This window comes from Methylobacterium sp. D48H (assembly GCF_053345715.1).
The window spans coordinates 1-306 of the sequence record NZ_JBKFAP010000153.1 but is presented as its reverse complement, the minus strand read 5'-3'; the positions used below and the strand labels follow the sequence as shown (position 1 = coordinate 306).

1 protein-coding gene is annotated in these 306 nt (G+C 76.8%); it reads left to right on the top strand.

Annotated elements, in window-relative coordinates:
• On the top strand, positions 1-306 hold a 306-nt coding region (locus tag ACLBX8_RS31910; protein ID WP_447716438.1), incomplete at both ends, for a RelA/SpoT AH/RIS domain-containing protein.

Sequence of the window (306 nt, the reverse complement as noted above, 5' to 3'; positions counted from 1 at the left end):
CGGGCCTTCGAGCGCGCCGCCAAGACCTTCTCGGAGGACAAGCTCCGGGGCGCCCTGCCGCGGCTCGCCCGCGCGACGACCGGGGACGTGTTCGCCGCCGTGGGGCGGGGCGAGATGTTCTCGGGCGACGTCGTCCGCGCCGTCTATCCCGACCATCGCGACGAGCGCCGGCCCTCCGCCGCGCAGGGCACCGCCAGCGGCGCCGGCCGGCTCGTGCGCTCCTCCGACCAGACCATGCGGCTGACCTTCCCGGGCGCCGAGGGCGGCAAGGAAGGCGGCAAGGAGGGGGAGGACGCGGATCGCAGC